Genomic DNA, 6,385 nt, shown 5'->3' on the forward strand with positions numbered 1-6,385 from the left:
AGAAACCCAGACCAGTCTTTGCCAGGCATTCTTGTTTTTGTGATGGATCGACGGCACGATATTTATATGAAATACATCGCGTCTGCTTTAATCTTCTGCCTGTTTTCAGAGGCCTCTTTTGCCAACACACTTATTATTGGTGACTCCCATGTTGTCGGCCCGTTTGGTGAAAATCTTCACAAATATTTTAATGAAGTCGCGCAGGAAAACGTGCGCACGGTCGGACTTGCCGGTGGCACGGCTCGTTCATTCACCGACTCTTCTGCAGCGAAACGAACACTAAGCTATGGTTTTGCCGATCGCCAAAATGATCGTCAAAAAATAATTCCTGGCGGCACGAAGGCCACAGCTCCCCTTCTTTCGGCCCTCTTGGATGAGACGAAACCACAAAGATTGATCGTTGAGCTGGGTGATAATTTTGCAGACTATAAAAGCCCAACGCCCCAATCAGATAAAGCCGTCGTCGCTCAAGTTAAACAAATCACAGAGACTTTAACCAAAGGCAAATTCAGTGGCTCTTGCTATTGGGTGACGCCAACGTGGACCGACAAAGTTGGCTCTAAACCCTACTACAAGTCAAACGAACGCCTGGCGCGAGTGATTTCAATTATAAAAACAGAAGTGGAACCGCGTTGTAGGGTGATCGACAGCACTCGCGACATCGGTGTCACTGAAAAGGATATTCGCACCACTGCGGACGGCCTTCATTTCGACGCAAAAAATGGCGCGAAATGGGCGCGCGGCGTGGCAAATCGTATTCGCGAAATAGAAGCCTCGCCAGCGACGTCGCGAGCGAAAAATCCCCTCGGCACGAAATAATTATTCTAAATTTTAACCTTTAAACTGCGCAGCGAAGGTCGTCTCATTGAGAGACATCTTCGACATCACATCTTTTCTGAATTCCCTCTAAAGCTAACGCAACAAACTTCCGAAACTAGACCAAGGATTGGCTTATGAAGAAGATTGATGTTTTGATGCAAGAGTTAGGTTTTAACAAAGATGCTCCAGAGGGTGTCAAAGAAGCGTTTATCAAACACCTCATGAAAACCTCTTATGGCGTCAATGTTACAACGCCGACAGAGAAAAAAGAGATCGCTGCGAATCCACAGAAGATTGCGACTCTCAAATCTCCGCAGCAACTGAGTTTTGATTTTATCGAGGAAAAAACAAGTCCTTCGTCTGGAAAAAAAGCCGTTTCTTAGTCGTGCCTAAGGGTAGAAGGGCTAGAACTTCTCTGGTCCTTCGTCGAGAAAAGCAAGACCTAGTGCCAAGAATTGGCCTCAATTAATTCTTCTCTTCAAAATTTAATAACCAGCTCACCTTCACATTGGTACCATTTTGGAACTGGGCACGTGCAGGGAAAATTTTTCCTCGTCGTCGATCGAATCACCCATTGAAGGAGGGGATATGAAAAGGCTTATGGAAAGAGCCTCAAAAGTAGCCATGTTGGGCTTACTACTAGTTGGTGCAAACGCGTTCGCAGCGCCGGCTGAATCAGTTCCAGGTGAGTACATTGTCAAATTGAAAGACTCTGTTTCCGCGAAATCTTCAGTCAATGTTCTTAGCGCGCAACTTGGGTCTTACATTAAAGACACAATTCCGGGACAAAACATCGTGGTGATCAAGCGCCCGGTTTTTGAAATCCAGTCGAATGTTGTTAAATCCCTTTCTGAAAATCCAATCGTCGATATCGTAGAACCAAACTACATCTATCGTATTAATAAAACTCCAAATGATCCTATGCTGGGTCAGTTGTGGGGATTAAAAAATAGCGGACAACAAGACTCTGAACGCAGAGCAGGTGTCGCTGGCGTTGATATTGGCGCGGAACAAGCGTGGGACATCACGACGGGTTCGAAAGATGTAATCGTAGCGGTTATTGATACAGGTGTTGATTATAATCACCCTGATTTGATTAACAATATGTGGACGAACGAAGCGGAACTTAACGGCAAACCTGGTGTTGACGACGATGGAAACGGCATCATCGACGACATTCATGGTGCTAATTTTGTGAACGCAAATGCGCCGACCGGAAATCCTTTGGATGATCACGGTCACGGTTCACACTGCTCGGGCACTATCGGTGGTACAGGCGATGACGGCAAAGGTATCGTCGGGGTTGCTTGGAACGTTCGTATCATGGGCGTGAAATTCCTTTCCGCAAGTGGTTCAGGTTCCTTAGATGGCGCTCTTAAAGGTATCGACTACGCGACAAAAATGGGTGCGAAAATTATGTCGAACTCTTGGGGTGGCGGCGGTTACTCTGAAACTCTGAAGCAGGCAATTGAAAGATCCAACGCAGCCGGAGCTTTATTTGTTGCGGCGGCGGGAAATGAGTCGAACAACAACGACGCAAGCCCTACTTATCCAGCAACTTATGACGTGCCAAACGTGCTTTCAGTAGCCGCGGTAGACAACAGAGGTCAAATTGCTTCTTTCTCGAACTACGGTAAAACGAAAGTTCACGTCGGCGCTCCTGGTGTTAACATCGTTTCTTCGATCACGGGTGGTAAATACGATTCATGGTCAGGAACTTCGATGGCAACGCCACACGTTTCTGGTATGGCGGTTTTGTTGGCAGCTAATGAGCCCAATCTAACAGCGATTGAAATGAAAGAAAGAATTATCGCGACGTCTAAGCCTATCGCGGGCCTTCGTGGTAAATCCAAGGGCGGCATGGTGAATGCGTATGCGATGTTGACGAATACATTGCCAGCGCCAGATCCAAATGATCCTGTAAACTGGCAAACTGTTCCTGTGAACATTTCTTCGGCTCATCCTTACAAAGAAAAGACGAAGGAAGAATTCGAAGTGCGTGTTCCTGGTGCAAAACAGATCGCGTTATATTTCTCGAAGTTTGATACTGAAAGAGACTATGACAAAGTTGAGTTCTTCGATGCTAAAGGTAAAAAAATTGCCGATATGAGCGGAAAGAATGATGACTCATTCTCGACGACTATTGACGGCGAATATGTGAAAATTGTCTTCACATCTGATGACTCTGTTCAGCGCTACGGATTTGATATCACAAAAGCGGCTTACAGATAATTCGTCTGTTACCGTTAATAAAGAAGGCCACCTTAAGGGTGGCTTTCTTGTTTTAAGTTAGAGGCAAAGGGAAAGAAGCCGCTACTTCCCGGAAACTTCCTTAAGAAACTTCTCTATTTTAAGATTCGTATAGTCGGGAAAATCCAACTGGGTGCAGTGCGACCCGTAAGGCACGAGTACGAACTCTGAGTGCGGAATGGTTTCTTTGAAGTGATATTGAAAGCGCAGTGGCGTCACCATATCTCTTTCACCAGAAATGATCAGTGCTGGCACAGCAATTTTTTCTAGAACGGATTCACCGTTATATTCCATCAGCTCTTCAAAAAGCGTGATGAAAACCTCTAGGTTCAGCCTTGCGACACCCCGTAAATATACTTCAATGTCTTTGATGTGACTGACTCGTAAGTTGAAACCACCAGCTAGTGCGGCGATATAAACGGACATCGGGTTGTCGACAGCCAATTTCCACAGAGTATTCCACACGTCGGGTTGTTTCTCGTATTGTTCTTTCACGAAATAGAAAAAAGGTTCAATGACATCCAGGCCGAACATTCCCTTGATGGGATTGCGAGCAAAGCCATTGATGAAAATCATCGATAAGAATATGTCCGGCTTTTCCTCATAAGCCTTAAGCATAATTGGCACGCCAAAGCTGTGTCCTGCGAAGTGGGCTTTCTTTATCTGAAGATGGTCCATAAGCGCAAAGACGTCTTTAGCCAAAGCTTCCATCGTCAATTGGCTCATGTCCGTCACCGGATTGCTTTTTTGATGACCACGAAGATCAAAGGTGATGACTTGGTATCGGTGCGAAAAATATTCGATCTGATGGTGCCAGTGATTCATGATACAGGCGATTCCATAAATAAGAATCAGAGGCTCACCCTGCCCGCGCACTTCGTAATATATCGAAGTGCCGTCGAAGCTTTCAAAGCTGCCGGTGGTCTTGGGTGTCGTTAACATGAAAATCCTCTACAAGTAGGTCACTTTAATGAGCGTGTTTCCAAAAGAAATCAAGTCACCATCTTTAAGCATTTCGGCATCTGAGGACTTATTGTTAAGAGTCACACGCCCTAGAGCTTTAATTTTTAACTCCACCATACCTGGACCCGGACGAAGCTCGAAGGCCTCCTTCGGGGCTTCTTCATCTAGAAGCTCAATATCCAGGGACTCGGAACCCGCCTTGCGGGGGCCATAGCCTAAAATAATTTCTTCATCGGCTTGAATGCCTTGGGTGAACGTCAGCTTTAACGCGGGGCTAAATCTTTGCAATATGAGGCTTTCCTCGGGTGCTTCCGGAGGAGGAACCTCTGCGAGTTTGTCTTTCAAAATATTGCGCCAAGTCACAAGGCGGCTGAAGTCGATGGCGAGCTCTTCTTCCACCGCGATGACTTGAAACTGAGTCCGCCCGACTTCGAAGATAACTCCTGGTAATAACGCGACTTTTTTTACACGGCGTCCGCTGATATGAATACCATTGGATGAGTCTAAATCCATCAAAACAAATTGCCCCTTCCCGTCTATAGCGATTTGGGCGTGGGTCCCCGAAACTTTGGGGTCTTTGATAATGATGTCAGCCTTAGAGCGTCCCAGGGTGATTCCGTCTTCTACCTTGAAGCGAGAACCTTCGTTGGGACCATCCAGAATCTCAATAAAAGTGACCATTTACCTATTCTAGGGCTGGTTTATTCACTATTCAAATGCCTAATCCTTGTGCTTGGTCCTAAGCCGTGCTAAACCCTCTAAACATTTTAAAAAAGTCATCCTTGTTCCCACTCGCTATGGTGGGGGCTTAAACCGAAAGGATATAGTTCATGGAAACTACTAAATCTGCAAAGAAGCCATACGAAGTTGTGGTCCTTATGCACCCAGATGCAACTCTTGAAGAGCAAAAAGATTTGTTCAAAAAGAACAAAGCGACAATCGAATCTTTCAAAGGTTCTGTTAACTCTTTGGAAACTTGGGGCAAAAGAACTCTAGCGACTCCAATTGGCAAAACAAAAAAGGCTATCTACTTCCACTCTACGTTCGAAGCAGATACTCAAGCTATCTCTGAGCTTGAAAGAACTATGCGTATCAACGACAAAGTTCTTCGCTTTATGCACACTCGTCTAGACGAGCGTGTTTCTTTGGCTAAATTCATGGAAGGCTTCAAAAAAGGTCTTTCTGAATCTGCTGCACGCGAAAAAGAGCGTGAAGCAAAAGCCGCTGCTCGTAAAGCTGCTTTCGCAGCTGCAAAAGCAGAACGTTTCGATAAAGGCGAATAATTAAGAGCGTAATCCATGAAGAAGACCGCGACGCCACAGAAGTTCATCACAATTTCATCTCTCTCGATTTTGTTGTCGATGTTGACTGTGGTTATGGGCGCGCCTCTTCTTCGTGTGCTACGTAAAACCTACGGTCCCGTCGCCTTTTGGATTTTGGGACTGGTGGTAACAGGAGCAGCGTGGCTCCTGAACGCACAACCTCTGGCGCTTTTCCTTGGCTCTGTTTGGATGACTTTAGGGGCCTACATGGAGTTAGAGCAAAAGGGTGTTGGGTGGTGGATCTCTGGACTTGCGAGTGTCGCAATCGGTTCTGCAGCCGCTGGCTTGGGACTTTTTGGAGCACTTCAAAAGAACGGAATCAACACGTATGCTGAAGTCCAAAAATTAATGGAGCAGTTTTCGGGTCAGGTTCAGAAAATGAATCCAGCCGTAAAGTTGGATCCGGCGATTCTGGTGCAGCAGATCCCTTCAGCCATCGTTATTTTATTAATAATAGCGCTGGGTGTGGGGCTTATATTTGAGAGAAGGGTTTTTTCATGGCTCAATTTGCCCCGTGAGAAAATTGCCTCTCAGCTCAAGTTGTTGGAATATCGTGTCCCGGATTTTGTAATTTGGGTTGCGATGACTGCCTTCCTTCTGACAATGGTGAGTTTTGGCGGTAAGGCCACTTCCATCCTCGCAGTGAATATTGTGAACGTTGTTATCGTTCTTTATTTCTTTCAAGGGCTGGCAGTGTTGGAGGTATTTCTGAACTCAATGAAAGCCGGTGTTTTCATGCGAGTTCTGACGTACATAATTTTGGTCGGTCAGTTATTGCTTGTTTTGAGCGTAGTTGGCTTGATCGATTACTGGGTTGATTTCAGAGCGCGCCTGAACAAGGTGAAGCCTGCTGAAAACAACTAACGAAATGGAGATCACATGAAAGTTATTCTTCAAAAAGATGTTAAAGATGTAGGTCGTGTTGGTGAGTTGGTGAACGTTTCTGAAGGTTTCGCAAGAAACTTTTTGTTCCCACGCAAATTGGCTGCGGAAGCTACTGAAAAACGCGTAAAAGAGTACGAACACTTGAA

General features: G+C 45.6%; 8 protein-coding genes. 6 read left to right on the plus strand and 2 right to left on the minus strand.

Annotation, left to right across the window (positions count from 1 at the left end; all coding sequences use genetic code 11):
* Positions 1–66: 66 nt before the first annotated feature.
* From OM95_RS15480 to OM95_RS15490, 3 genes are all read left to right on the plus strand, one after another.
* Positions 67–819, plus strand: a complete 753-nt coding sequence (locus tag OM95_RS15480; protein WP_291516599.1) for an SGNH/GDSL hydrolase family protein — start codon at positions 67–69, stop codon at positions 817–819.
* A 134-nt stretch (positions 820–953) separates the two neighbouring features.
* Positions 954–1,202 (plus strand): hypothetical protein, encoded by a 249-nt coding sequence (locus OM95_RS15485; protein ID WP_041875773.1) that lies wholly within the window; start codon positions 954–956, stop codon positions 1,200–1,202.
* 205 nt (positions 1,203–1,407) lie between these two features.
* Positions 1,408–3,051, plus strand: coding sequence for a S8 family serine peptidase (locus tag OM95_RS15490; protein ID WP_041875775.1), 1,644 nt, complete (start codon positions 1,408–1,410; stop codon positions 3,049–3,051).
* A gap of 81 nt (positions 3,052–3,132) precedes the next feature.
* Here OM95_RS15490 and OM95_RS15495 read toward each other — a convergent pair whose 3' ends face one another.
* Positions 3,133–4,011, minus strand: a complete 879-nt coding sequence (locus tag OM95_RS15495) for an alpha/beta hydrolase (protein WP_041875778.1) — start codon at positions 4,009–4,011, stop codon at positions 3,133–3,135.
* 9 nt (positions 4,012–4,020) lie between these two features.
* Positions 4,021–4,713 (minus strand): FHA domain-containing protein, encoded by a 693-nt coding sequence (locus OM95_RS15500; protein ID WP_041875781.1) that lies wholly within the window; start codon positions 4,711–4,713, stop codon positions 4,021–4,023.
* Positions 4,714–4,862: 149 nt separating this feature from the next.
* Between OM95_RS15500 and rpsF the strand changes: the two genes are divergently transcribed.
* The 3 genes from rpsF to rplI all read left to right on the plus strand — a co-directional run.
* On the plus strand, positions 4,863–5,315 hold the full coding sequence (gene rpsF / locus OM95_RS15505) for a 30S ribosomal protein S6 (RefSeq protein ID WP_041875784.1): 453 nt from the start codon (positions 4,863–4,865) through the stop codon (positions 5,313–5,315).
* A 15-nt stretch (positions 5,316–5,330) separates the two neighbouring features.
* Positions 5,331–6,218 carry a DUF2232 domain-containing protein gene (locus OM95_RS15510; RefSeq protein ID WP_041875786.1) on the plus strand — a complete coding sequence of 296 codons (888 nt, stop codon included), beginning with the start codon at positions 5,331–5,333 and terminating at the stop codon, positions 6,216–6,218.
* A 15-nt stretch (positions 6,219–6,233) separates the two neighbouring features.
* Positions 6,234–6,385 (plus strand): 50S ribosomal protein L9 (gene rplI / locus OM95_RS15515; protein ID WP_041875789.1); only part of this gene is annotated, 152 nt, incomplete at its 3' end.

This window comes from Bdellovibrio sp. ArHS (genome assembly GCF_000786105.1).
Taxonomy (GTDB): Bacteria; Bdellovibrionota; Bdellovibrionia; order Bdellovibrionales; family Bdellovibrionaceae; genus Bdellovibrio.

Bases quoted from the DNA above. Each gene is read 5' to 3' on its own strand.
- OM95_RS15480 (WP_291516599.1), top strand. From the start codon at position 67: ATGAAATACATCGCGTCTGCTTTAATCTTCTGCCTGTTTTCAGAGGCC.
- OM95_RS15485 (WP_041875773.1), top strand. From the start codon at position 954: ATGAAGAAGATTGATGTTTTGATGCAAGAGTTAGGTTTTAACAAAGAT.
- OM95_RS15490 (WP_041875775.1), top strand. From the start codon at position 1,408: ATGAAAAGGCTTATGGAAAGAGCCTCAAAAGTAGCCATGTTGGGCTTA.
- OM95_RS15495 (WP_041875778.1), bottom strand. From the start codon at position 4,011: ATGTTAACGACACCCAAGACCACCGGCAGCTTTGAAAGCTTCGACGGC.
- OM95_RS15500 (WP_041875781.1), bottom strand. From the start codon at position 4,713: ATGGTCACTTTTATTGAGATTCTGGATGGTCCCAACGAAGGTTCTCGC.
- rpsF (WP_041875784.1), top strand. From the start codon at position 4,863: ATGGAAACTACTAAATCTGCAAAGAAGCCATACGAAGTTGTGGTCCTT.
- OM95_RS15510 (WP_041875786.1), top strand. From the start codon at position 5,331: ATGAAGAAGACCGCGACGCCACAGAAGTTCATCACAATTTCATCTCTC.